Genomic DNA, 22,065 nt, shown 5'->3' with positions numbered 1-22,065 from the left:
GGGTGATCAGATCACCCCGGCGCGGCGCAGCGCCTCGCAGCGTCCGGCCGGCAGGTCCAGCCACTCGGCCAGCACCTCGTCGGTGTGCTGGCCCAGCAGCGGCGGGGCCCGCCGGTAGTCCACCGGCGAGGCCGACAGCCGGATCGGGTTGGCCACCAGCGGCACCTGACCGGCCACCGGGTGCGGCAGCTCCATCCGCAGGCCGCGGGCCCGCACCTGCGGGTCGTCGAACACCGCATCGAGGCGGTTGATCGGCCCGCAGGGCACGGCCGCCGAATCGAGCGCCTCGATCCACTGCGCGGTCGTGCGCATGACGGTGGCTTGGCGCAGCAGCGGGATCAGCACGGCGCGGTGGCGCACCCGCTGCGGGTTGGTGGCGAAACGCTCGTCGGCGGCCCAGTCCGGGTGGCCGGCCAGCGCGCAGAAGCGAGCGAACTGGCCGTCGTTGCCGATGGCCAGGATCATGTCGCCGTCGGCGGTCGGGAAGTCCTGGTAGGGCACGATGGCCGGATGGGCATTGCCCATCCGGCGCGGCACCACCCCGGCGGCCAGGCAGCTGGCCGCCTGGTTGGCCATCGCGGCAACCTGCACGTCCAGCAGCGCCAGGTCGATGTGCTGGCCCCGCCCGGAGCGCTCGCGCTCGGCCAGCGCCGCCTGCACGGCGATGGTCGCGTACAGCCCGGTCATCACGTCGACCAGCGCGACCCCGGCCTTCTGCGGCCCGGCGCCCGGCTCGCCGTCGCTGCGACCGGTCACGCTCATCAGCCCGCCCATGCCCTGGATCAGGAAGTCGTAGCCCGCCCGCGCGGCGTACGGCCCGGTCTGGCCGAAGCCGGTGATCGAGCAGTAGACCAGCCGCGGGTTCAGCGCGCACAGGCTGGCGGCATCGAGCCCGTAGGCGGCCAGGCCGCCGACCTTGAAGTTCTCCAGCAGCACGTCGGCCTGCAGCGCCAGGCGGCGCACCAGCGCCTGGCCGTCGGCGCAGGCGATGTCGATCGTCAGCGAGCGCTTGTTGCGGTTGGCGCAGAGGAAGTAGGCGGCCTCGCGCGTCTCGGCCCCGGCCTCGTCGTGCAGCCAGGGCGGGCCCCAGGCACGGGTATCGTCGCCCACGCCGGGGCGCTCGACCTTGACCACGTCGGCGCCCAGGTCGGCCAGCAGCTGGCCGGCCCACGGTCCGGCCAGCACCCGCGACAGGTCGAGCACGCGCACGCCGGTCAGCGGCGCCGGGCGGGGGCCGGTCGAGGCCGGATCGGCCGCCCCGGGGATGTGGTGGTCCATGGTCGCCTCAGTTTCCGAACGCGGCCAGGCCGGTGATGGCCCGGCCGAGGATCAGCGCGTGCACGTCGTGCGTGCCCTCGTAGGTGTTGACCACCTCGAGGTTGACGAGGTGGCGGGCCACGCCGAACTCGTCGCTGATGCCGTTGCCTCCCATCATGTCGCGCGCCAGGCGGGCGATGTCCAGCGCCTTGCCGCAGCTGTTGCGCTTCATGATCGAGGTCACCTCGACCGCCGCGCTGCCCTCGTCCTTCATGCGCCCCAGGCGCAGGCAGCCCTGCAGGCCCAGGCTGATGTCGGTCAGCATGTCGGCCAGCTTCTTCTGGATCAGCTGGTTGGCCGCCAGCGGGCGACCGAACTGCTGGCGGTCCATCGTGTACTGGCGGGCGCGCTGGAAGCAGTCCTCGGCCGCGCCGAGCGCACCCCAGGCGATGCCGTAGCGCGCGCTGTTCAGGCAGGTGAACGGGCCCTTCAGGCCGCGCACCTCGGGAAAGGCGTTCTCCTCGGGACAGAACACCTCGTCCATCACGATCTCGCCGGTGATGCTGGCACGCAGGCCGACCTTGCCGTGGATCGCGGGCGCGCTCAGGCCCCTCCAGCCCTTCTCCAGCACGAAGCCGCGGATCGCGCCTTCGTCGTCTTTCGCCCAGACCACGAACACGTCGGCGATCGGGCTGTTGGTGATCCACATCTTGCTGCCGCTCAGGCGGTAGCCGCCCGGCACTTTCTTGGCGCGCGTGGTCATGCTGCCGGGGTCGGAGCCGTGGTTCGGTTCCGTCAGGCCGAAGCAGCCGATCCATTCGCCACGCGCCAGCTTCGGCAGGTACTTCTGCCGGGTCGCCTCGTTGCCGAACTCGTGGATCGGCACCATCACCAGCGAGCTCTGCACGCTCATCATCGAGCGGTAGCCCGAGTCGACGCGCTCGACCTCGCGCGCCACCAGGCCGTAGCAGACGCAGTTCAGGCCGGCGCCGCCGTAGGCCTCGGGAATCGTCGCGCCGAGCAGGCCGAGCTCGCCCATCTCGCGGAAGATGGCCGGATCGGTGCTTTCGTGGCGGAAGGCCTCGAGCACGCGCGGCAGCAGGCGGTCCTGGCTGTAGGCCTGCGCGGCGTCGCGCACCGCCCGTTCGTCGTCGCTCAGCTGCAGGTCGAGCAGCAGCGGGTCGTCCCAGTGGAAACGGGGCTTGCTGCGGGGGCTCGTGTTCGTGGAAGTCATCTGGATCTCCGGCAAGGGATGGGCTGGCTCGCACTGTACGCAGACGGATGCGCTCGATCAAACGACTTCGAAGCACGATGGTGTGCGTTAATCGAACTCCGAACACGTTGTCCGACAAAACCCATGGCCCGCCGCATTCCGTCCACCACCGCCCTGGCGGCCTTCGAGGCCGCCGCCCGCCACCAGAGCTTCTCGCTCGCCGCCCAGGAGCTGTCGGTCACGCAGAGCGCGGTGTGCCGCCAGATCGCGCTGCTGGAGGACTTCGTCGGCGTGCGGCTGTTCCGGCGCACCCGCCGCGGCGTGCTGCTGACCGAGGCCGGCACCGACTACAGCCGCAGCGTGCGGGCCCGGCTCGACGAGGTCGAGCGCGACACGCTGGCGCTGATGGCCCGGGGCGAACACGGCGGAGAGCTCGAGCTGGGGGTCGTGCCGACCTTCGCGACCCAGTGGCTGGTGCCGCGCCTGCCGGACTTCACCCGCCAGCACCCCGGCGTGACGGTGCACCTGAGCTCACGCACCCGGCCCTTCCTGTTCGAGGACAGCGGGCTCGACGCCGCGCTGCATGCCGGCACGCCGGCGGCCTGGCCCGGCACCGACGCCCACTTCCTGATGGCCGAGACGCTGGTGGCGGTCGTCAGCCCCCGGCTGCTGGCCGCCGGCCAGGCGCATGACGCCCGGGCGCTGGCCGGCTTGCCGCTGCTGCAGGCCAGCACCCGGCCGCAGGCCTGGCGGCAGTGCCTCGAGGCGCTGGGCCTGCCCACCGACCGGGCCCGGTCGGGCCCGCGCATGGAGCTGTTCTCGATGCTGATCGAGGCGGCGGTGCACGGCCTGGGCGCCGCGCTCGTGCCCGGCCTGATGGTCGAGGCCGAGTGCGCCGACGGCCGTCTGGTGTCGCTGCTGCCCGAGCCGCTGCCCAGCGACCGGGCCTACTACCTGATCTGCCCGAAGCAGCGCCAGCCCGGCGCCGCGCTCGTGGCCCTGCGCGACTGGCTGCTCCGCCAGTGCGCGCCGCAGGCCGGCACGCTTTCTTGACCGGCCGCAAGGTGCGGACGCCGGCTCACCCTTAGCCTCGGCGGCTTTCCTGCCACCGATGACAACCATGCCGACCTGGTCCGACGAGCTCGCCACGCACCACCCCGAGATGGACCGGACCCACCGGGAGTTCATCGACCACATGACGCAGGTCGAGGCCGCGCTGACGCTGGAGCTGCCCGAGCTGCTGGCGCGCTACGACGCCATGCTCGCGCACACGGTCGAGCACTTCGCGCGCGAGGACGAGTGGATGCTGGGCTCGGGCTACGCCGCCGACAACTGCCACAGCCTGCAGCACCGGCAGGTGCTGGGTGCGCTGCGCGACGTGCGCGCGATCGTCGAGGCCACGCCGGAGCGCCGCCACATCGTCGGCGAGCTGCTGGTCGAGCTGCTGCGCTGGTTCGAGCACCACGCCCGCATGGCCGACGCCGGCCTGGCCGAGCACCTGGCCGAGCAGCCGCAGTGCCCGACACCGGCCGGCACGCTGCACGGCTGCGGCAGCGACAGCTGCGGCGACCATGCCCCGACCCACGCCACGCCCGCCACGGCCACCGCATGACCCCGGCGCGGCCGCGCCGCGCCCGCTAACATCGACCGCCGTCACTGCCACGCCGCGCGGTCCCCGATGCCTGCTCCACTGCCCGGACGCCCCGCCGCCATCCGCCCTCGCCGCTGGCCCGCCTACGCCTGGGCGGCACCGGCCAGCCTGATCGGGCTGGGCGCCGCGCTGGGCTGGCGCCTGCTGGGTGGCCGCTCGCAGGTGGTCGACGGCGTGCTCGAGGTCGGCGGCGGACGGGTGCCGCATCTGGTCGCCCGCCTGCCACGCGCCTGCCGCTTCGAGGCGATCACGCTCGGCCATGTCATCCTGGGCACGGATCGCCGCACGCTGGCCAGGCTGCGCCCCCACGAGCAGGTGCATGTGCGCCAGTACGAACGCTGGGGCCTACTGTTCTTCCCGCTCTATGGCGCCGCCAGCCTGCTGGCGCTGCTGCGGGGCCGCGACCCCTACCGCGACAACCGCTTCGAGCGCGAGGCCTTCGCCGCGGAGCGGGCCGAACGGCCACCGCGCTGAGCCCGGGCCTCAGGCCGGCGTCCAGGTCGGGTCGATGCGGCCGTCGACGATCGCGATGCGCCGGTCGGCCCGGGCGGCGAAGTGGCCGTCGTGGGTGACGGCCACCACCGTCTTGCCCATCTCGTGGGCCAGGCCGTGCAGCAGGTCGCGCACGTTGGCGCTGGAGGCCGAGTCGAGGTTGCCGGTGGGCTCGTCGGCCAGGATGATCTTCGGGTCGTTGGCCAGCGCCCGGGCCAGCGCCACCCGCTGGCGCTGGCCGCCCGAGATCTGGTGCGGCCCCTTGTGCGCCTGCGCCCCGAGGTCGAACTGCTCGAGCAGCAGCATCGCCCGGCGCCGCGCCGCGTCCTCGCCCAGCCGGCCCAGCCGGCGCATCGGCAGCATCACGTTGTCGAGCACGCTGAACTCCGCCAGCAGGAAGTGGAACTGGAAGACATACCCCAGCCGCGAGAGGCGGAAGTCGGTCAGCCCGTCCTCGTCGAAGCCGGTGGTGTCCTGGCCGTCGATCCAGACCCGGCCTTCGGTGGGTCGGTCGAGCAGGCCCAGCAGGTAGAGCAGCGAGGACTTGCCCGAACCCGACGGCCCCATGATGCAGACGAACTCGCCGCGCAGGATCTCCAGGCTGACGTCACGCACCAGCGTGACGGGCACCTCGCCGTCGAGGCGGCGCACCAGGCGCTCGGCCCGGATCATCGGGATGCGCGAGGCGTCCATCACCGCCGGGCGGGTCTCCTCGAACCGGCTGTTCATGCGGCCCCCCGCAGGATGTCGACCGGCATCACGCCCGCCGCGCGGCGCGCGGGCAGCCACGAGGCCAGCACGCACGACACCAGCGCGAACACCGCCGCCAGCACGAACTGGTCGCCGCCCCACCACAGCGGCAGGTGCACCACCTCCTGCACGCCGGGCGGCTTGATCACCACCTCGGCCAGCCCGCGCATCAGCACCAGGCCCAGCAGCACGCCCCCGGCGCTGCCGATCAGCCCGACCAGCAGGCCCTCGAGCAGGAAGATGTTGCGCACGTCGCTGGCGTGGAAACCCATCGACTTCATGATCGCGATGTCACGCGTCTTCTCCATCACGATGGTCGAGATGGTGTTGTAGATGCCGAAGCTGGCCACCACCAGGATGGCCGCGACCACGCTGTACATGATCAGGTTGCGCACCAGCAGCAGGCTGAGGAAGTCCTCGGAGGCCTCGATCCACGACACGCTCTTGTAGCCGGTCATGCCCTCGACGGTCTGCGCCACGGTGCGGGCCTCGTAGGGATCGCTCAGCTGGATGATGATGCGGTTGACGCGGTTCTCGCGCCCCAGCAGCGCCTGCGCCCGCTTGAGCAGCACGAAGGCCTGGCCTTCGTCGTAGCTGGCGTTGCCGGTGCGGAAGACCCCCACGACCCGCAGCGCCCGGCTGCTGCCGTCGCTGGCCAGCACCGTCAGCGTGCTGCCCAGGTGCAGGCTGAACTTGTCGAGCAGGCCCTGGCCGATGATGACGCCGTTGGGATGGGCCTCCAGCGACTGCAGCGTGCCCTGCACCATCTTCTCGTCGATGGTGCTGACGTCACGCAGCGTCGCGGGCACGACCCCGTTGAGCGCCACCGCCTGCTGGCGCCCGGCAAAACCGAGCAGGGCCGAGCCGCTGAGCGTCGCGGCCGCACGCACGTCGGGCAGCGCCTCGATCGCCTCCAGGCGCTCGGACCAGCCCCGGATGCCGCGGGTCTCGCGCTGCGGCTTGACGTGGCGCACCTCGACGGCCGCGCCCGGCCAGCGCAGGTGGGCCGGCTGGTCGGGCGCGCGGCGGAATTCGTCGTAGACGGTGACATGCGGGCTGTTGTCGACCAGCCGGGCCAGGAAGTCCAGCTCCGAGCCGCGCATCAGCGAGGACACCGCCAGGAAGAAGGCCACCCCCAGCACCACGCCCGTCAGCGACACCAGCGTCTGGCGCTTGCGGCTGGTCAGGTGCGCCAGCGCGACGTCCAGGGCGATGCGCAGCGCGGGGCCGGCCATCGTGCTCAGCCCCCGGAGGCGGCCGATGCCGCCGCCGCGGAGGGTGCAGGAGAAGGTGCTGAAGGAGACGCGGAGGCCGCAGCGGGCGCCGACCCGGCCACAGCGACCTCGCGGGCTCGGGCGCGCTGCCCTTCGCGCAGCCCGGCCGCCGGGCTGACCACGACCTCGTCGCCCTCCTCCAGCCCGGCGAGCACCTCGGTGCGCTCGACGCCGGCGGCTCCGACCTTGACCGGCACCCGCTGCAGCGTGCCCTCGTGCAGGCGCCAGACCACCGCCCCGCCGAGCGCCTGGCTGGGCATCAGCAGCGCCCGGTCCCGCTGGCCGGTCACGATGTTGGCGTCCATCGTCATGCCGCTGCGCACGGTCTGGTCCGACACCGGCGGGGCCTCCTTCAGCGTGATGCGCACCCGGTAGCTGCGCGAGACCGCATCGCCCTTGGGCGTGATCTCGCCGACCTGGCCATCGAAGAGCCGATCGGGCAGGGCCTCGGTGCGCATGACCACCGGCTGGCCGGGACGGACCCGGGCGATGTCCTCCTCGTCGACCTCGACGGCCACCCGCAGCGGCGCGCAGCAGGCCAGCGTGTAGACGGCCTGCCCGGCCGGGATGAACTGGCCACGCTCGCCATCCCGGCGCAGCACCAGCCCGTCGGCCGGGGCGAGCAGCTGGCTGTAGTCACGCTGCGTGCGCGAGCGCTGCAGCGCCGCCTGTGCCGCCTGCAGCTCGGTGCGGGTGCGGTCGAGTTCAGCCGGCGACAGGAACTGCTGGCGCACCAGCGTCTGCGTGCGCTCGTACTGCAGGCGCGCCAGGCGTTCACGCGCGGTCATTTCGTCGACGGTCTGCTGGAGGTCGTCGGACTCGAGCCGCGCGAGCACCTGGCCCTGGCGCACCGCCGCCCCTTCGTCGACCTCGAGCGCGGTCAGCCGCGCTCCGGTGCGCGGGGCCACCGGCACCATCACCGTCGGCTCGATCACGCCGGTGGCGTACACCGCATCCACCGCGGTCCCGCGGGTCACGAGCGCGGTCGTGACCTCGACCGGCTGCCACCACCACGCCAGCGCTGCCGCGCCGGCGAGCAGCCCCGCCCCCATCAGCACTGCTGCAGTTGTGCGCCGCACCGAGCCCCTCCGTCCTGTTGTCGTCGCTCGTACTATCGCACCGAGTCGACTCCCGCGTCAGCCCTGGATCAAGCCGGCTTGACACCGCCCGGCCGGCGCTGCACGAGGCCACGAAGCGATGTCGATATCATGACGGGGCCCAGCACGGCCCAGGGCATCGTCATGTGGGCCGTACAGATGACAAAGAACATGGCAACCAAGACCGCCTCTAAAACCGCTCCCCTCCCCGTCAAGGTGCCTGCAAAAGCCCCGGCCAAGGCACCCGTGAAGGCTGCGGCCAAGACGACGGCCCCGAAGACGGCAGCGGCCAAGCCCGCTGCAAAACCCGCGACCAAGGCCGTGGCTGCACCGGCTCCGGCCCCTGCTCCGGCTCCGGTCGTCGCCAAGCCGGTCGCCAAGACCGCCGCCAAGCCGGCCGCGAAGGTCGCCGCCCCGGTGAAGGCCGCCGCCCCGGTGAAGGCCGCCGCTCCCGTGAAGGCAGCCGCTCCGGTGAAGGCCGCCGCCAAGGTCGCGAGCAAGACGGCAACGGCCAAGCCGGCCGCCAAGCCTGCAGCCGCACCGGCTCCGGCCGCCAAGAAGGCCGCGGCCAAGCCGCCGCTGACCAAGGCGGTCTTCGTCGAGCTGATCGCCGCCGAATTCGACCTGCCCAAGACCCGCTCGGCCGACGTGCTGGAGTTCGTGTTCGACGCGATCAAGAAGTCGCTGAAGAAGACCGGCACGGTGTCCGTGTCCGGCTTCGGCACCTTCAAGGTCGCCAAGCGCGCCGCCCGCACCGGCCGCAACCCGCAGACCGGCGAGTCGGTGAAGGTCAAGGCCTCCAAGACCGTGCGCTTCAAGCCCACGCCGGGCTACAAGGACACGCTCTGATCCAGGGCTGACCCCTCGTGCATCGGCCTCCCCCGTCGATGCAGGGAAGACCGGCATCGAGCGATGTCCGCCTTCCGCAGGGCGGCGCACCGAGCGCCGCGCCGCCCCGCACGCTCCGGCAGCCGCTGGGCGAGAATGCCGCCACACCCGGCACCGACTCCCCGGTGCCCGGCACATGGGGCTCGACACCTGATGGATACACGTGCGTTGCAGCAGAAGACCCTGATCCTGCTGCTGGTGAGCGTCACCGCGGCCTTCGGCTGGGTGCTGTGGCCCTTCTTCAGCGTGGTGTTCTGGGCCGCGGTGCTCGCGGTGATGTTCATGCCGCTGCACCGGCGCCTGCTGGGCGCGCTGCACGGACGCCCCAACCTCGCGGCCGTGCTCACGCTGCTGCTGGGCCTGGTCGGCGTGGTGCTGCCGCTGTCGCTGGTGGGCGTCTCGCTGGTGCACGAAGGCGTGGCCACCTACCACCGCATCAGCAGCGGCGAGATCGACCTGCCGGGCCTGTTCGACCGCATGGTCGGCGTGCTGCCGCAGTGGGCCACCGACCAGCTCGACCGCTTCGGCCTGGGCGACCTGGCCGCGCTGCGCCAGAAGATCTCGGCGGCCATCGCCAAGGGCGGGCAGGCCATCGCCGGACAGGCGCTGGCCCTGGGGCAGAACACCTTCGAGCTGCTGCTGCACGGCGGCCTGACGCTCTACCTGCTGTTCTTCTTCCTGCGTGACGGCGCCTCGCTGACCGCCAGCGTGCGCAACGCGGTGCCGCTGAGCCGCGACCACAAGCGCCTGCTGTTCAGCAAGTTCATCACCGTCATCCGCGCCACCGTCAAGGGCAACATCGCGGTGGCGGCCACGCAGGGCCTGCTCGGCGGGCTGATCTTCTGGATCCTCGGCGTGCAGGGTGCACTGCTGTGGTCGGTGCTGATGGGCTTCATGTCGCTGGTGCCGGCCGTCGGGGCCGGACTGATCTGGGTGCCGGTGGCGATCTATTTCCTGGCCACCGGCGCGCTGGTCAAGGGCCTGGTGCTGATCGCCTTCGGCGTGCTGGTCATCGGCCTGGTCGACAACCTGCTGCGCCCGATCCTGGTGGGCAAGGACACCCAGCTGCCCGACTACGTGGTGCTGATCTCCACGCTGGGCGGGCTGTCCGCCTTCGGCATCAACGGCTTCGTCATCGGCCCGCTGATCGCCGCGCTGTTCATCGCCGCCTGGGACCTGTTCGTGACCGGCCAGTCCGGCGACGACACCGCGTCGCGCTGAGCCCCCCGCGAGGCGGAACGCCCGCCTCGCCACGGTCCGCCCCGCGGCCCCACCGCTCCCGACCCGCCGCTCCCGCACCACCCTGCCACGCGCCGGGTCCGCTGCACCGCCCGCCGGACCGGCCGTGGCACCTCCCATGTCGTGGATCCCCTTGCACCGCTGCACGCACGGCAGCTCCGGCGGGCGCGGCGCATGGCGTCGCGCGGGCGGGAAAACCCCGTGTGCCGAATCCTTGACCCGGGGCCGGGCTCTGCCCAGAATGAACACAAGTTCAAACAACGATCAATTGTTCAAAAGACACCCGCACCATGGACAACGAACAGAGCCTGTCGATCCGCGCCGCCTGGCTGGCCTACGTGGGCGGCTACACCCAGGAGCAGATCGCCGAGCGCCTGGGCGTCTCGCGCATCAAGGCCCAGCGCCTGATCGCCTCGGCGATGCAGAGCGGCATGGTGAAGTTCTGGGTCGAGGGCGTGCCGGCGGACTGCATGGCGCTGGAAGACGAGCTGATGAAGGCCTTCGGCCTGAAGCGCTGCGTGGTCGTGCCCACGACGCATGACGACGAGGCCCCGGGCGACGAGATCGCCGCGCTGGCCGTGGCCGGTGCCCGCTACCTCTGCCGCGAGCTGGAGAGCGGCACGCTGAAGTCGGTCGGCATCGGCCACGGCCGCACGCTGGCGGCGATGGTCGACCGCATGCCGCGGATGAACCTGCCCGACACCCGTTTCGTGTCGCTGCTGGGCAGCCTGACGCGCAGCTCGGCCGCCAACCCCTACGACGTGATCGCCCGGCTGGCCGAACGCACCGGCGGCGAGTGCTTCTTCCTGCCCGTGCCCTTCATCGCCGACAGCGGCGCCGACGCCCAGGTGCTGCGCGCGCAGAGCGGCGTGCAGCATGTCTTCGAGATGATCCGCGAGTGCCAGCTGTGCGTGGTGGGCGTGGGCGAACTCGGCCCCAGGACCCACCTGCAGCGCAGCCACTCGGTGACGCTGGAGGAGCGCCAGCGCCTGACTCGCGCCGGTGCCGTGGGCGAGCTGGCCGGGCGTTTCATGACCGCCGAGGGCGGGCTGGTGGACAGCGAGATGAACGAGCGTGCCGTCGGCGCCTCGCTCGATGACCTGCGCGGACGCGACGTGCTCGCGGTGGCAGGCGGAAAGTACAAGGCCGACGCGATCCGCGCCGTGCTGCGTAGCGGTGTGATCACCGCTCTGATCGTGGATGAGGCCACTGCCCGTCAGGTGCTTCACCCGCAAGCCGCGTCGCGCTGAACGGATCAGCGTTTCGCTTTGACAGTACAACGAGGAGACAAAGACATGTCCGAAGCATTGAAGGCACTGGCCCGGTCCTGCCACGAGAACCGGCTGGGTCGTCGCGAGTTCCTGTCCCGTGCCACCGTGATGGGCTTCAGCGCCACCGCGGCGAGCCTGGCCCTCAACGGCGTGGCCACCGACGCGCTGGCCGCCGGCGGCGTGGACTTCCAGAAGCACAAGGGCCGCACCATCAAGCTGCTGCTCAACAAGCATCCCTACGTGGATGCGATGCTGAAGAACCTCGACAACTTCAAGGCCCTGACCGGCCTGAACGTCACCTACGACATCTTTCCGGAGGACGTCTACTTCGACAAGGTCACCGCCGCGCTGGCCAGCAAGAGCAGCCAGTACGACGCCTTCATGACCGGCGCCTACCAGACCTGGAAGTACGGCCCTGCGCGCCAGATCGTCGACCTGAACGTGTTCCTGAAGGATCCGAAGCTGACGTCCGACGCCTTCCAGTGGGACGACATCTACGAAGGCCTGCGCACCTCGACCGCCTGGGACGGCAAGGCCGGCTCGCAGCTGGGTGCGGCCGGCTCCAAGCAGTGGGCGCTGCCCTGGGGCTTCGAGCTCAACTCGCTGACCTACAACAAGAAGGTGCTCGACGGCATGGGCATGAAGGCGCCCACCAGCCTGCCCGACCTGGTCGACAAGGCCAAGGCCATCAGCAAGGGCGGCAAGATGTACGGCGTGGGCGTGCGCGGCTCGCGCTCGTGGGCCACCATCCACGCGGGCTTCCTGTCGGGCTACACCAACTACGGCTGCAAGGACTTCAGCAACAACGGCGGCAAGCTGGTGCCGGCGATGAACTCGGCCGGCAGCAAGGCCTTCCACAAGCTGTGGATCGACATGCTGAAGAACGGCGGCCCGAAGAACTGGACCAACTACACCTGGTACGAGGTCGGCAACGACCTGGGCGCCGGCCAGTCGGCCATGATCTACGACGCCGACATCCTGGGCTACTTCATGAACGGCGGCTCCAACAAGGAAGCCGGCAACCTGGCCTTCAGCGGCTTCACGCCCAACCCCGAGGCCAAGGCACCGACGCCCAACATCTGGATCTGGTCGCTGGCGATGAGCGAGTTCTCCAAGCAGAAGGAAGCCGCCTGGTTCTTCATGCAGTGGGCCACCGGCACCGACAACACCACCTTCGGCGCCACCAAGGGTGACCTGGTCAACCCGATCCGCAAGTCGGTCTGGGCCAACCCCGAGTTCCAGCAGCGCCTGGAGAAGACCTACCCGGGCTACCTGAAGCAGTACCAGGACTCGATCGCCAACTCGAAGATCCACTTCACGCCGCAGCAGCTCTTCCCCGAGTTCACCACCGAGTGGGCGGCGATGCTGCAGCAGATGTACGGCGGCCAGATCCCTGTCGACGAAGGCCTGGACAAGCTGGCCCAGACGCTGACCCGCAAGCTCAAGGACGTCGGCTTGGCCTGAGCACGCTGACCAGGGGGCCTGCTGCGGCCGATCGCGGCCGCAGCCTCTCCCTTGCCAGCCGACCCGGTTCCGGCGCCGGCTGGCGTCCTTCTCCTCTGTCCGAGCTCCGCCTCGCCCGCCCGGGCCGGGCGCGCTCCACTGCGCCCGCAAGGGAGGCCCCACCGTGTCCACATTGCCCCTCTCCACCAGCCCGAAGCCGCGCCGTGCGCTGCGCCTGCAGTCGGTGCTGCCCTATCTGCTGAGCCTGCCCGCGCTGCTGGTGTGCATCGGCATCCTCATCCCCTTCTTCACCGCGGTCGGCTACTCGTTCCAGCGCTACAACCTGTCCTTCCCGGACCAGCGGGCCTACGTCTGGTTCGACAACTACATCAGCCTGTTCACCGATGAGGCGTTCTGGAACACGGTGCGCGCCTCGCTCACCTACACCGTGGCCACCGTGGGCATCCAGCTGCTGCTGGGCCTGGGCATCGCGCTGCTGCTGCAGCAGCGCAGCCGCTTCAACAACGTGATGAGCGTGCTGCTGATCCTGCCGCTGATGGTCGCCCCGGCCATCGCCAGCCTGATGTGGAAGCTGATGACCAACCCCGGCTTCGGCGTGCTGAACTGGCTGCTGGGCCTGGTCGGCATCCCGGACTTCGGCTGGTCCTCCCGCCCCGAGAGCGCGATGTTCACCGTGGTGCTGGTGGACACCTGGGTCTACACGCCCTTCATCATCGTGCTGCTGCTGGCCGGCCTGCGCGCCCTGCCCCGCCAGCCCTTCGAGGCGGCCGAGCTCGACGGCGTGCCCGCCAGCTTCGTGTTCTTCCGCATCACGCTGCCGATGCTGGCGCCCTACATCCTGACGGCGGGCATGTTCCGCATGCTCGACTCGATCCAGCAGTTCGACATCATCTACTCGATGACCCAGGGCGGCCCGGGCGACTCGCTCACCGTGTTCCAGGTGCAGGCCTACCTGGAGGCCTTCAGCTTCAGCAACATCGGCAAGTCCGCCGCGCTGGTGCTGATCCTGTGGGCCATCACCTACGCGCTCTCCACCGCGTTCATCAAGCACTGGCTGAAGCTGCGCCAGCGTGCGCGCGGTCAGGCCTGACCGCGCCCGACACCGCTCCACAGGACCCATCGCATGAACACCGCCACCCTGCTGCGCATCGGTCGAGTGTCCGCACTCACCGTCGTCGGCCTCTTCTTCCTTTTCCCCTTCGTCTGGGTGCTCCTGATGAGCTTCATGACGAACCAGGACATCCTGCGCTCCACGCCCAGCCTGGCCTTCGATGCCACGCTGGACAACTACAGCTCGCTGATCCGCGGCGAGCTCAAGACCGACGTGGGCACGCTCACCAGCGACTACATCAAGAACCTCGGCAACAGCCTGCTGCTGTCGAGCGCCTCGGTGCTGCTGTCGCTGATCCTGGGCGTGCCGGCGGCCTACGCCTTCGCGCGCTTCAAGTTCAAGCTGGGCGAGGACATCGCCTTCACGCTGCTGAGCTTCCGCTTCGCGCCGCCCATCCTGGTGCTGCTGCCGCTGCAGCTGTACTTCCAGGAGATCGGTCTGTATGACACCTACATCGGCCTGATCTGGGTCTACCAGCTGATCACGCTGCCGCTGATCCTGTGGATCGTGCGGGGCTACTTCGAGGACATCAGCCCAGACATCGAGCACGCCTACCGGCTCGACGGCCACAGCTGGTTCAGCAGCTTCATCAAGATCGCCATTCCGCTGGCCGGCCCCGGCATCGCGGCAGCCGGGCTGCTGAGCTTCATCTTCGCGTGGAACAACTTCGTCTTCGCGCTGATCCTGGGCTCGTCGTCGGTGCAGCCGGTGACGGTGGGCGCGATGGCCTTCATCACCGCCTCGGGCATCCAGTACGGCCAGATCGCCGCCGCGCTGATGCTCAGCGTCATCCCCACCGCCACGATCGCGATGTTCGCGCAGCGCTACCTCGTCGAAGGCCTGAGCCTCGGCGCCGTCAAGGGCTGACCGTGAGCCCCCTGGAGAACGACCCCATGTCCTATCTGAAACTCTCCGGCCTGAGCAAGGCCTTCGGCAAGAAGCAGGTGCTCGACGGCCTGGACCTCGAGGTGCGCAAGGGCGAATGCCTGGTGGTGTTCGGCGGCTCGGGCTCGGGCAAGACCACGCTGCTGCGCCACATCGCCGGCGTGATGGAGCCCGACGCCGGCAGCATCTCGCTGGGCGGCCAGGACCTCGGCGACGTGGGCCCCGAGGCCCGCGGCGTGGCGATGGCCTTCCAGAACTTCGCGCTCTACCCGCACATGACGGCGTTCGAGAACATCGCCAGCCCGCTGCGCGCGCGCCGGATGGGCGAGGCCGAGATCGTCAACCGGGTGCAGGAGGTGGCGCGGCTGCTGCGCATCGATCATGTGCTGAGCCACCTGCCCAAGCAGCTCAGCAACGGCCAGAAGCAGCGCACCTCGCTGGGCCGCAGCCTGGTGCACAAGCCGCCGGTGATCCTGCTGGACGACCCGCTGCGCAACGTCGACGCCAAGATCCGCTTCGAGATGCGGCTGGAGTTCCCGAAGCTGTTCAAGGCCTTCGGCTCCACGGTGCTCTACGTGACGCAGGACTACCGCGAGGCGCTGGCGCTGGGCGACCGCATCGGCGTGCTGGTGAACGGCCGCTTCCAGCAGATCGACTCGCCCTCGGGCATCTACCGCAACCCGCGCACCCGGGAGGTGGCCCGCCTGTTCGGTGATCCGCCGATCAACCTGTTCGAGGTCACGCCACGCGCCGGCGGCGCCGGCCAGACGGTGGACATCGGCGGCCAGACGCTGGTGCTGCCCGATGCCCGCCCCGACCTCGAGGGCCAGCCCTGCGTGCTGGGCGTGCGCCCGGAGGACGTGGTGTTCAGCACCCAGGCGGCCCCCGGCGCGATGCCGGTGGCGCTGGAGGCGGTCATGCCCTTCAACGTGCGCACCATCACGCTGCTCAAGGCCGGCAGCGGCACGGAGATCCTGGCCAGCCGGCCCGAGGACACCGAGCTGGCCGGCACCCGCGAACGCATCCCCGGCTTCGCGCACCTGAGCGCCGGCCGCACGATGTTCTTCGACCGCGCCACCGGCGCGCGCCTGTAAACCCTTCAGCACCAGGAGCCGACCATGGCATCCGTCACCCTCGAACAGGTCAGCAAGATCTACGGGGACAAAGGCAAGACCGGCAACCGTGCGGTCAAGTCCGTCAACATGGCCATCCACGATGGCGAGATCATCTCCCTGCTCGGCTCGTCGGGCTGCGGCAAGACCAGCACGCTGCGCATGATCGCCGGCTTCGAGTCGGTCAGCGAAGGGGCGATCCGCATCGGCGACCGGGTCATCAACCAGCTCAAGCCGGCCGAGCGCAACGTGGCGATGGCCTTCGAGGGTTATGCGCTCTACCCGCCGCTGACGGTGTCGGACAACATCGCCTTCAGCCTGCTGCGCAACAAGGTGCCACGCGCCGAGGTGACGCGGCGGGTGCGCCACGTGGCCGAGCTGCTCGAGATCACCGACATCCTGCAGGCCTACCCGCCGACGCTGTCGGGCGGCCAGCAGCAGCGGGTCAGCCTGGCGCGCGCGCTGGTGCGCGACGCCGATCTCTACCTGCTCGACGAGCCGATGTCGCAGCTCGAGCCGCAGCTGCGCGCGGTGCTGCGCGGGCGCATCAAGGAGTACCTGATCGAGCACCGGATGACCTCGGTCTTCGTCACCCACGACCAGACCGAGGCGGTGGCGCTGAGCGACCGCATCGCGGTGATGAGCAACGGTGTGCTGCAGCAGTTCGCCTCGCCCGCCGACCTGAAGGAGCGGCCGGCCAACCTGTTCGTGGCCGGCTTCATCGGCGAGCCGGCGATGAACCTGATGCCCGCGCGGCTGTCGCTGCGCGACGGCCAGCTGTGCGCGGTGGTCGCCGCGCAGGCCGGCTCCGGCGAGGCGCTGCGCGTGAGCTTCGGTGCGCTCGACCGGATCCACCCGGCCGCCGCGCTGCACGAGGGCCAGAAGGTGCACCTGGGCGTGCGGCCGCACAAGGTGGTGCTGGGCCACAGTCCGGCGGGCACGCAGGCGGCCCGCGGCACGCTCGCCTTCAACCAGTGGCAGGGCGACCAGAGCCATGTGGGCATCGACCTGGGCGGCCACACGCTGCTGGTGGTCACCGACGGCGCGGTCGACGTCGATGCCGACCAGCCGGTGACGCTGGGCCTGCCGCTGCAGGCGCTGCACCTGTTCGACAGCGACAGCGAGCTGGCGCTGGTGCACGGCACCGACCTGCGCTGAACGCCATGGCACCCGACCTCCTCATCGGCATCGACGCCGGAACCTCGGTCATCAAGGCCGTGGCCTTCGACCTGGGCGGGCGGCAGATCGCGGTGGCCAGCACACCCAACCGCGTGCTGCACGGCCCCGACGGTGCGGCCGAGCAGGACCTGGACGGCACCTGGGACGACACCGCCGCGACGCTGCGGGCCCTGGCCGGGCAGGTGCCGCAGCTGGCCGCGCGCACGCTGGCCCTGGCTGCCACCGCCCAGGGCGACGGCACCTGGCTGATCGACGCGGACGGCCGGCCCGTGGGTCCGGCCATGCTGTGGCTCGACGGCCGCAGCGCCCCGCAGGTCCAGGCCCTGCGCGCCAGCCCGGCCGGCGCGGCCATCGCCGCCCGCACCGGCACCGCGCTGAACCCGTCGATGCAGAGCGGCCACCTGCTGTGGCTGCAGGCGCATCAGCCGCAGCGCCTGGCCCGCGCGACCACCGCGATGCACTGCAAGGACTGGCTCCACTTCAAGGCCACCGGCCAGCGGGCCACCTGTCGCGCCGAAGGGGTGTTCACCTTCGGCGACCACCGCAGCGGCAGCTACGACCCCGAGGTGCTGGAGCTGCTGGGCCTGGCGGCCTGGCGCCACCTGCTGCCCCCGATGCAGGACGGCATCGGACCCGCCAGCCCGCTGAGCGCGGCGGCCGCGGCGCAGACCGGCCTGCGGGCCGGCACGCCGGTGGTGCTGCCGGTGATGGACGTGCCCGCCACGCTGCTCGGCGGCGGTGGCGTGGCCTTCGACGCCCGGGGCCTGCGGCGCGTGGGCTGCTCCATCCTCGGCAGCACCGGCATGCACGGCTGGGTGGCCGAGGGGCTGGAGGCGATCCGGCCCAGCGCCGAGGCGGGCTACACGATGATGATGCCGCTGCCCGACGTGCGTGCCCGGCTGATGTCGCACATGGCCGCCACGCTCAACATCGACTGGCTGATCGGCCTGCTGGGCGAGGCCGCCATGCTGGCCGGGGCGGCCTCGCCGTCCAAGGCGGCGCTGCTGGCCCGGCTCAACGACCTGGTGCTGGAGACCGCACCGGCACAGGCCCTCTACCACCCCTACATCGCCGACAACGGCGAGCGCGGCCCGTTCGTCGACCCCTGCGCCCGCGCCCAGCTCAGCGGCTTCAGCACCCGGCTGGGCCTGCCCGGGCTGGCGCGCGCGGTGTTCGAGGGCATCACGCTGGCCGCGCGCGACTGTTATGCCGCGCTGGGCCCGATGCCCGAGGAGATCCGCCTGTCGGGGGGCGCGGCACGCAGCCCGGCGCTGCGCCAGCTGCTGGCCTCGGTGACGGGGGTGCCGGTGCGGGTGTCGCACCGCGAGGAATGTGGCGCGGCAGCGGCCGCGATGTGCGCCGCGATCGCGCTGGGCGTGCACCACGACGTGCGCGAGGCGCTGCCCACCTGGGTCGACGCCTGCCTCGACGAGCGGCTCACCCGGCCCGACGCGCAGCAGACCGCCCTCTACGACCAGCTCTTCCCCGTCTACCGCGCGCTGGCCGAGCGCTCGCGCGCGCCGTGGCAGGACCTGGCCCGGCTGCGCAGCGCGCAGCGGACCGCCGCCACTTCTCCCCACCCCAACCACGACCAGGGATGACCCCATGACAAGACTGCAAGTGGCCGTGATCGGCGACCATTTCATGAAGGCGCACTTCTTCGAGGACGCGCTGCGGGCCGCGCTGCCGGACACCGCGCTGGAGATCCGCTCGCTCGAGCTCGACTGGCCCGACACGCCGATGGCCCACGGCTACGGCGCCGAGGCCGCCCACCCGGACCTGCAGGGCCTCAGGGAGTACCTGGGCGACCCGGCCGAGATGGCCGCCTTCATCGGCGAGGCCGACGTGCTGGTCACCCACCTGTCGCCGCTGACGGGCAGCATGCTCGACCGCTGCCCGCGGCTGCGGCTGGTGGCGGTGTCGCGCGGCGGGCCGGTCAACATCGACATGAAGGCCGCCCGCGAGCGGGGCGTCAAGGTGGTCAACGCCCCCGGGCGCAACGCCAGCGCGGTGGCCGAGTTCACCATCGGCATGATCCTGGCCGAGACGCGGCTGATCACCAAGGGCCACGTGTCGCTGAAGGCCGGCCAGTGGCGCGGCGATCTCTACCGCGCCGACCTCACCGGCGAGGAGCTGTGCAACCAGACCGTCGGCCTGATCGGCTACGGCCACATCGGCACCAAGGTGACCAAGCTGCTGCGGCCCTTCGGCTGCCGCATCCTGGTCTGCGACCCCTACGTGAGCCTGGACGACACCGACCGCGAGGCCGGGGTCGAGCAGGTGGACCTGGCCACGCTGCTGGCGCGCAGCGACATCGTCTCGCTGCACGCGCGGGTCACGCCCGAGACCACCGGCTTCATGAACGCGGCGGCCTTCGCGCGGATGAAACCCGGCGCCTACTTCATCAACACCGCGCGCGGCCCGATGGTCGACTACGCCGACCTGCACGCCGCGCTGCAGAGCGGCCACCTGCGCGGCGCCGGGCTCGAGACCTTCGGCGTCGAGCCCTGCGATCCGGCCGATCCGCTGCTGCAGCACCCCAACGTGACGCTGACCCCGCACATCGCCGGCGCCTCGCTGCAGACGGTGAAGGTGGCCGCCGGCATGGTGGCCGAGGAGCTGCGCCGCCATGTCGCCGGTGAACCGGCACTGAACCCGAGCTGATGCCGTGACCACCGCCCTGAACCGCTCCCCCCTGGAGGCATCGCCGTCGTCCGGCCGGCCGGCCGCCAGCGCCGCCGGCCCGGCCGGCCGCACCGGTGTCGACGACCGCACCCGGCTCCACCCCGCCCAGCGGGCCCGCGACCTGGCCGACGCCGCCGCCGGCATCGCCGACGTGCTGGTGATCGGTGCCGGCGTGACCGGTGCGGGGGCGGCGCTGGATGCCGCCGCGCGCGGCCTGAAGGTGGTGCTGGTGGAAGCCGGCGACCTGGCCATCGGCACCTCGTCGCGCTCGGGCAAGGCCTTCCACGGCGGCCTGCGCTACCTGGAGCAGCTCAACTTCAAGCTGGTGGCCCACGCCATCGCCGAGCGGGACCTGATGGTCAAGACCCTGTGCCCGCACATGGCCTGGCCCGAGCCCTTCGTCTACCCGCTCAGCCACCAGTGGGAGCGGCCCTACGTGGGCGCGGGCGTGCTGCTCTACGACCTGTTCGGCCTGAAGGGCCGGGCGGTGCCGCGGCAACGGCATTTCGGCCGCCGCGGGCTGAAGGCCCACATCCCGTCCATCGACGAGCGTCGGGTGGTCGGCGGCATCCAGTACTACGACGCGCTGATGGACGACGCCCGCCACACGCTGGCCGTCGTGCGCACCGCCGCCGGCCTGGGCACGCGGGTGCTGACGGGCACGCCGGTGGTCGACTTCATCCGGGACACGGCGGGGACGGTCGGCGGCGTGGTCGTGCAGGACCGGGACGACGGGCAGCGCCACGTGCTGAGGGCACGGGCGGTGATCAACGCCGGCGGCATCTGGGCCGACGAGCTGCAGCAGCGGGCCGGCGCCAACACCTTCCGGGTCCAGCCCGCCAAGGGCGTGCACCTGCTGCTGCGCCCGGAGGCGATCCAGTCGCAGGCCGGCATCCTGGCGCGGGCCACCGACTCGGTGATCATCGCGCGCCGCTGGTACGGCTACTGGCTGGTCGGCACCACCGACACGCCCTGGCAGAAGGACAAGTCCCGCCCGGTGGCCGAGCGGGCGGACATCGACTACCTGCTCGACAACCTGAACCGCTACCTCGCCCGGCCGGTCACGGCCGACGACGTGCTGGGCACCTTCGCCGGCCTGCGCCCGCTGCTCAAGCCGGTGGACGGGGTGGACAGCACCTCGGCGCTGTCGCGTGACCATGCGGTGCTGACCGGGCCGCCCGGCCTGACCACGGTGGTCGGCGGCAAGTACACCACCTACCGGCGCATGGCGATGGACGCGGTGGATGCCGCGCTCGCCCCGCTGGGCATCGACACCCCGTCGTGCACCGACCGGCTGCCGCTGCTGGGGGCCCAGCGCTGGCCCGAGACGCTGGCACGCGCCGACGAGATCGCCCGGCAGCACCGGCTGCCCCCGTCGACGGTGAAGCTGCTGCTGGCCCGCCACGGCGACCGCATCGACGAGGTGCTGGCGCTGGCCGGCAGCGACCCCGCGCTGGGCCGTCCGCTCGAGGGCGCCCCGCAGTACCTCGCGGCCGAGCTGGTGCACGCGGTGATGGCCGAAGGCGCGCGCTCGCTGGCCGACGTGCTGGTGCGGCGCACCCACCTGTCGATCGAGCAGCGTGACGGCGGCCTGTCCCTGGCCACGACGGCCGCCACGCTGATCGCCCCGCTGCTGGGCTGGACGGCCGCGCAGACCGAGGCGCAGCTGCAGGCCTACCGCGACCTGATCCACGCCGAACGGGCCGCGCTGGACGCGGCCTGCGGCCGCACCACCGGAGCGCAACCATGACCACGACCCACGACCCCGCCGACGCCTCCACCCACCGCGCCGCCCTGGTGGCGCATGCACTGAGCCTGTCACCCAGCGGACTGTCCCAGGGCACCTCCGGCAACCTCAGCGTGCGCTGGCGGGAGGCGGGATGCGAGGGCATGCTGATCACGCCCAGCGGCGTGGACTACCGGCGCCTGCAGCCTGGTGACATCGTCTTCGTGCAGCTGCACGACGGCGCCTGGCAGGGGCCGCTGAAGCCCTCGTCGGAATGGCGCTTCCACCGCGACATCTACCTGGCCCGGCCCGAGGTCGGCGCGGTGGTACATGCCCACCCCACCCACACCACCGCGCTGGCGGTGCAGCGCCGCGGGATCCCGGCCTTCCACTACATGGTGGCGGTGGCCGGCGGGCGCGACATCCGCTGCGCGCCCTATGCGACCTACGGCACCGAGACCCTGTCGCGCCATGCGCTGGCCGCACTGGCCGACCGGCGCGCCTGCCTGCTGGCCAACCACGGCATGATCGCCGTCGGCGCCGACCTGGGCTCGGCCTTCGCGCTGGCCATCGAGGTGGAGCAGCTCGCGCACCAGTACCTGCTCGCGCTGGGCACCGGCGGTCCGGTGCTGCTGCCCGACGACGAGATGGACCGCGTGCTGGACGCGTTCCGCAGCTACGGCGCCAACGCCCAGTCCGCGGCGGCGCAGGAGCCGGCATGAACACGCGGCACCGGACACCGGGCCGGCGGACCCGTCCTTCGGCGTCGCT

At 71.4% G+C, this 22,065-nt stretch carries 20 protein-coding genes; 15 read left to right on the top strand and 5 right to left on the bottom strand.

Annotation, left to right across the window (positions count from 1 at the left end):
* Positions 1–6: 6 nt before the first annotated feature.
* Both C7444_RS08400 and C7444_RS08395 read right to left on the bottom strand, forming a co-directional pair.
* Positions 7–1,278, bottom strand: a complete 1,272-nt coding sequence (locus tag C7444_RS08400) for a CaiB/BaiF CoA transferase family protein (RefSeq protein ID WP_110400401.1) — start codon at positions 1,276–1,278, stop codon at positions 7–9.
* Positions 1,279–1,285: 7 nt separating this feature from the next.
* Complete coding sequence (locus C7444_RS08395; protein WP_110400400.1) at positions 1,286–2,491, bottom strand: acyl-CoA dehydrogenase; 1,206 nt, start codon at positions 2,489–2,491, stop codon at positions 1,286–1,288.
* Between the two features lie 123 nt (positions 2,492–2,614).
* Between C7444_RS08395 and C7444_RS08390 the strand changes: the two genes are divergently transcribed.
* The 3 genes from C7444_RS08390 (at position 2,615) to C7444_RS08380 (ending at position 4,595) form a co-directional block, all read left to right on the top strand.
* Positions 2,615–3,523: a LysR family transcriptional regulator gene (locus C7444_RS08390; RefSeq protein ID WP_110400399.1), complete on the top strand. Its 909-nt coding sequence runs from the start codon at positions 2,615–2,617 to the stop codon at positions 3,521–3,523.
* Positions 3,524–3,590: 67 nt separating this feature from the next.
* Complete coding sequence (locus tag C7444_RS08385) at positions 3,591–4,082, top strand: bacteriohemerythrin (RefSeq protein WP_170130678.1); 492 nt, start codon at positions 3,591–3,593, stop codon at positions 4,080–4,082.
* Positions 4,083–4,148: 66 nt separating this feature from the next.
* Positions 4,149–4,595 (top strand): hypothetical protein, encoded by a 447-nt coding sequence (locus C7444_RS08380; protein ID WP_110400397.1) that lies wholly within the window; start codon positions 4,149–4,151, stop codon positions 4,593–4,595.
* A 9-nt stretch (positions 4,596–4,604) separates the two neighbouring features.
* On the opposite strand, the gene C7444_RS08375 is transcribed toward C7444_RS08380, so the two are convergent.
* Genes C7444_RS08375 through C7444_RS08365 form a run of 3 tightly spaced genes read right to left on the bottom strand, consistent with a single transcriptional unit; the run spans position 4,605 to position 7,716 of the window.
* Positions 4,605–5,342 (bottom strand): ABC transporter ATP-binding protein, encoded by a 738-nt coding sequence (locus C7444_RS08375; RefSeq protein WP_245909463.1) that lies wholly within the window; start codon positions 5,340–5,342, stop codon positions 4,605–4,607.
* On the bottom strand, positions 5,339–6,598 hold the full coding sequence (locus C7444_RS08370; RefSeq protein WP_211317506.1) for an ABC transporter permease: 1,260 nt from the start codon (positions 6,596–6,598) through the stop codon (positions 5,339–5,341). Before C7444_RS08370 ends, C7444_RS08375 begins: the two co-directional genes overlap by 4 nt.
* Positions 6,599–6,603: 5 nt before the next feature.
* Positions 6,604–7,716: an efflux RND transporter periplasmic adaptor subunit gene (locus C7444_RS08365; protein WP_146219363.1), complete on the bottom strand. Its 1,113-nt coding sequence runs from the start codon at positions 7,714–7,716 to the stop codon at positions 6,604–6,606.
* A gap of 189 nt (positions 7,717–7,905) precedes the next feature.
* Between C7444_RS08365 and C7444_RS20775 the strand changes: the two genes are divergently transcribed.
* The 12 genes from C7444_RS20775 to C7444_RS08305 all read left to right on the top strand — a co-directional run bounded on the left by C7444_RS20775 (position 7,906) and on the right by C7444_RS08305 (position 22,016).
* Positions 7,906–8,583, top strand: coding sequence for an HU family DNA-binding protein (locus tag C7444_RS20775; protein ID WP_211317505.1), 678 nt, complete (start codon positions 7,906–7,908; stop codon positions 8,581–8,583).
* Positions 8,584–8,790: 207 nt separating this feature from the next.
* Positions 8,791–9,843: an AI-2E family transporter gene (locus C7444_RS08355; RefSeq protein WP_375136919.1), complete on the top strand. Its 1,053-nt coding sequence runs from the start codon at positions 8,791–8,793 to the stop codon at positions 9,841–9,843.
* 308 nt (positions 9,844–10,151) lie between these two features.
* On the top strand, positions 10,152–11,111 hold the full coding sequence (locus tag C7444_RS08350; protein ID WP_110400393.1) for a sugar-binding transcriptional regulator: 960 nt from the start codon (positions 10,152–10,154) through the stop codon (positions 11,109–11,111).
* 45 nt (positions 11,112–11,156) lie between these two features.
* Positions 11,157–12,596: an extracellular solute-binding protein gene (locus C7444_RS08345; protein ID WP_110400392.1), complete on the top strand. Its 1,440-nt coding sequence runs from the start codon at positions 11,157–11,159 to the stop codon at positions 12,594–12,596.
* Positions 12,597–12,759: 163 nt separating this feature from the next.
* Entirely contained in the window at positions 12,760–13,686 is a 927-nt protein-coding gene (locus C7444_RS08340; RefSeq protein WP_211317504.1) for a carbohydrate ABC transporter permease, read from the top strand.
* A 33-nt stretch (positions 13,687–13,719) separates the two neighbouring features.
* On the top strand, positions 13,720–14,574 hold the full coding sequence (locus tag C7444_RS08335) for a carbohydrate ABC transporter permease (RefSeq protein ID WP_110400390.1): 855 nt from the start codon (positions 13,720–13,722) through the stop codon (positions 14,572–14,574).
* Positions 14,575–14,600: 26 nt separating this feature from the next.
* Entirely contained in the window at positions 14,601–15,686 is a 1,086-nt protein-coding gene (locus C7444_RS08330) for an ABC transporter ATP-binding protein (RefSeq protein ID WP_110400512.1), read from the top strand.
* 24 nt (positions 15,687–15,710) lie between these two features.
* Positions 15,711–16,862: an ABC transporter ATP-binding protein gene (locus C7444_RS08325; protein ID WP_110400389.1), complete on the top strand. Its 1,152-nt coding sequence runs from the start codon at positions 15,711–15,713 to the stop codon at positions 16,860–16,862.
* Positions 16,863–16,867: 5 nt separating this feature from the next.
* Entirely contained in the window at positions 16,868–18,484 is a 1,617-nt protein-coding gene (locus tag C7444_RS08320) for an FGGY-family carbohydrate kinase (RefSeq protein WP_110400388.1), read from the top strand.
* Positions 18,485–18,488: 4 nt separating this feature from the next.
* The gene (locus tag C7444_RS08315; protein WP_110400387.1) at positions 18,489–19,547 is read left to right on the top strand and encodes a 2-hydroxyacid dehydrogenase; all 1,059 of its coding nucleotides are present in this window, start codon (positions 18,489–18,491) and stop codon (positions 19,545–19,547) included.
* Positions 19,548–19,551: 4 nt separating this feature from the next.
* Positions 19,552–21,318, top strand: coding sequence for a glycerol-3-phosphate dehydrogenase/oxidase (locus C7444_RS08310; RefSeq protein WP_245909462.1), 1,767 nt, complete (start codon positions 19,552–19,554; stop codon positions 21,316–21,318).
* Positions 21,315–22,016: a class II aldolase/adducin family protein gene (locus C7444_RS08305; RefSeq protein WP_110400386.1), complete on the top strand. Its 702-nt coding sequence runs from the start codon at positions 21,315–21,317 to the stop codon at positions 22,014–22,016. Before C7444_RS08310 ends, C7444_RS08305 begins: the two co-directional genes overlap by 4 nt.
* The last annotated feature ends 49 nt before the right edge of the window (positions 22,017–22,065 follow it).

Source organism: Sphaerotilus hippei, assembly GCF_003201595.1.
Lineage (GTDB): Bacteria > Pseudomonadota > Gammaproteobacteria > Burkholderiales > Burkholderiaceae_C > Sphaerotilus > Sphaerotilus hippei.
This window is presented reverse-complemented; position numbering and strand designations above follow the sequence as displayed.

Coding starts and splice junctions, on each gene's coding strand:
- C7444_RS08305 (WP_110400386.1), top strand. CDS start 21,315: ATGACCACGACCCACGACCCCGCCGACGCCTCCACCCACCGCGCCGCC.
- C7444_RS08385 (WP_170130678.1), top strand. CDS start 3,591: ATGCCGACCTGGTCCGACGAGCTCGCCACGCACCACCCCGAGATGGAC.
- C7444_RS08375 (WP_245909463.1), bottom strand. CDS start 5,342: ATGAACAGCCGGTTCGAGGAGACCCGCCCGGCGGTGATGGACGCCTCG.
- C7444_RS08330 (WP_110400512.1), top strand. CDS start 14,601: ATGTCCTATCTGAAACTCTCCGGCCTGAGCAAGGCCTTCGGCAAGAAG.
- C7444_RS08400 (WP_110400401.1), bottom strand. CDS start 1,278: ATGGACCACCACATCCCCGGGGCGGCCGATCCGGCCTCGACCGGCCCC.
- C7444_RS08380 (WP_110400397.1), top strand. CDS start 4,149: ATGCCTGCTCCACTGCCCGGACGCCCCGCCGCCATCCGCCCTCGCCGC.
- C7444_RS20775 (WP_211317505.1), top strand. CDS start 7,906: ATGGCAACCAAGACCGCCTCTAAAACCGCTCCCCTCCCCGTCAAGGTG.
- C7444_RS08325 (WP_110400389.1), top strand. CDS start 15,711: ATGGCATCCGTCACCCTCGAACAGGTCAGCAAGATCTACGGGGACAAA.
- C7444_RS08335 (WP_110400390.1), top strand. CDS start 13,720: ATGAACACCGCCACCCTGCTGCGCATCGGTCGAGTGTCCGCACTCACC.
- C7444_RS08320 (WP_110400388.1), top strand. CDS start 16,868: ATGGCACCCGACCTCCTCATCGGCATCGACGCCGGAACCTCGGTCATC.
- C7444_RS08350 (WP_110400393.1), top strand. CDS start 10,152: ATGGACAACGAACAGAGCCTGTCGATCCGCGCCGCCTGGCTGGCCTAC.
- C7444_RS08390 (WP_110400399.1), top strand. CDS start 2,615: ATGGCCCGCCGCATTCCGTCCACCACCGCCCTGGCGGCCTTCGAGGCC.
- C7444_RS08345 (WP_110400392.1), top strand. CDS start 11,157: ATGTCCGAAGCATTGAAGGCACTGGCCCGGTCCTGCCACGAGAACCGG.
- C7444_RS08395 (WP_110400400.1), bottom strand. CDS start 2,491: ATGACTTCCACGAACACGAGCCCCCGCAGCAAGCCCCGTTTCCACTGG.
- C7444_RS08370 (WP_211317506.1), bottom strand. CDS start 6,598: ATGGCCGGCCCCGCGCTGCGCATCGCCCTGGACGTCGCGCTGGCGCAC.
- C7444_RS08315 (WP_110400387.1), top strand. CDS start 18,489: ATGACAAGACTGCAAGTGGCCGTGATCGGCGACCATTTCATGAAGGCG.